Annotated in this window: 2 protein-coding genes; both read left to right on the plus strand. The window is 77.5% G+C overall.

Annotation, left to right across the window (positions count from 1 at the left end; genetic code table 11):
• The first annotated feature begins 146 nt into the window (after positions 1-146).
• Complete coding sequence (locus tag ABZW03_RS40470) at positions 147-506, plus strand: hypothetical protein (protein ID WP_355269833.1); 360 nt, start codon at positions 147-149, stop codon at positions 504-506.
• Entirely contained in the window at positions 503-1,681 is a 1,179-nt protein-coding gene (locus ABZW03_RS40475; protein WP_355269835.1) for an acyl-CoA dehydrogenase family protein, read from the plus strand. The genes ABZW03_RS40470 and ABZW03_RS40475 overlap by 4 nt, the downstream gene beginning before the upstream one ends.
• Positions 1,682-1,770: the final 89 nt, after the last annotated feature.

Here is a 1,770-nt window from a genome sequence, read left to right on the forward strand (position 1 = left end):
CCCGGTCGCGCTGTGCGCCTGGGAGACCGACGCCCCCGACCGCTTCCCGGTGGTCACCATCGACTACGAGCGGGCCGGCTACCTAGCCGGGCGCCCCGCCGCCGGCCGGGCGCAGCGCGGCCGAGCGGGACGCCGGCTCCGCCTTCGTGCTGGGCCTCGCCTGGGTGCGGCTCGGCCTGTCGGAGTCGCTGCGCTCGACCTGCCTGGGCTACCTGGGCCGGCGCCGCAGCGGCGACTCGTACCTGCTGCAGCAGCAGCTGGTGAAGGGCACCGTCGCCGAGGCGGTGGCCGACCACCTGGAGGTCCGGGCGGTGCTCGCCGGGGCCGGCCCCGGCGACCTGTCCGCCGCGGTGCTGGCGGACGTGCACGCCCGGATCACCGCGGCCGACCGGGAGCAGGTCAAGCTGCTGGGCGCCAGCGGCTACCTGCGGGACGGCCCCGGGATGCCGCCCTACCTGTCGGAGCTGGTGGCGGAGGTCTTCGTGACCGGGGAGGAGCCGCGGTGACCGGGCCGGACGGGCACCTGGCCGCCCTGCGCCACCGGGTCCGCGCGTGGGGCGCCGACCTGCGCCCGCTCGCGCTGGAGATCGACCGCGACCCGGAGGCCGTCCGGCACCACCTCGACCTCCCGGCCGTCCGCTACCTGGCGACCATGGGCATCCCGGCGGCGTACGGGAACGAGCCGGAGCGGATCGACGGGCAGAGCTACTGCGGCGACTCGGCGCTGGAGCGCGCGGTCGTCATGGAGGAGCTGGCCCGCGCCGACGTCGGCGCGATGGTCGCCTCGCCGGGGCCGTTCCTGGCCGGCGTCGCGGTCGGCCTGTGCGCCGACGAGCGGCAGAAGCGGTGGTTCTACGACCGGATGCTGCGCGAGCCGCTGTGGACCTGCTTCGCGCTGACCGAGCCGGACCGCGGCTCGGACGCGACGGCCCTGACCACCGCGCTGACCCCGGCCCCGGGCGGGGCGCTGCTCACCGGCGAGAAGCGCTACGTGGGCAACGCCTCGCGGGCCCGGCTCGCGGTGGTCTTCGCCCGCACCCGGCCCGGGCCGCTGGGCATCACCGCCGTCCTGGTCGACACCGACACCCCCGGCTTCCACGCCGAGCCGCTGGACATGCTGGGGCTGCGCGGCGCCCGGATCGGCGCGATCCGGCTGGACGCGGTGGCCGTCCCGGAGGAGCGGTTCCTCGGCCGCCACCTGCCGGCCAGCCGGCGCGGGGTCTGGGCCTTCGTCCAGACCTTCAACCTGCTGCGCCCCGGTGTCGCCGCGATCGCGGTGGGCATCGCCGCCGCGGCCCACGACTACGTGGCCGCGCACCGCGGCCCGCTGCGCACCGCCGAGCGGGAGCGGCTGGACGCGCTCGGCCGCCGGATCGACGCCGTCCGCCGGCTGGTGCTGCAGGCCGCCGCGGCGGTCGACGCCCGGCCGGCCGACGGGCACCTCGCCTCGGCCGCCAAGCTGCGCGCCGCCCGGCTCGCCGAGGAGGTGACGCTGGCGGCCTGCGGCTTCTTCGGGCCCGGCGCCCGGCTGGCGCACCCGCTGCTGGACAAGCTGGCGCGCGACGCCCGGGCGACGGAGTTCCTCGAGGGCGCCGCCAACATCCACCGACTGAACCTCTTCCAGGGGCTGCTCACCGGCAAGGTCGGGCGCGCCCAAGGCCCGGCCGACGACCGGCCCTAGGGTCCGTCTTCAAACTCCCGTCGTCCGCCCGGAGGGCGGGCGGGGCGGCGTTGGGGTGCGTGCATCGCAAGGCGGAGGAGGGAGCCACT

The sequence above is a fragment of the Kitasatospora sp. NPDC004799 genome (assembly GCF_040609095.1).
Taxonomy (GTDB): Bacteria; Actinomycetota; Actinomycetes; order Streptomycetales; family Streptomycetaceae; genus Kitasatospora.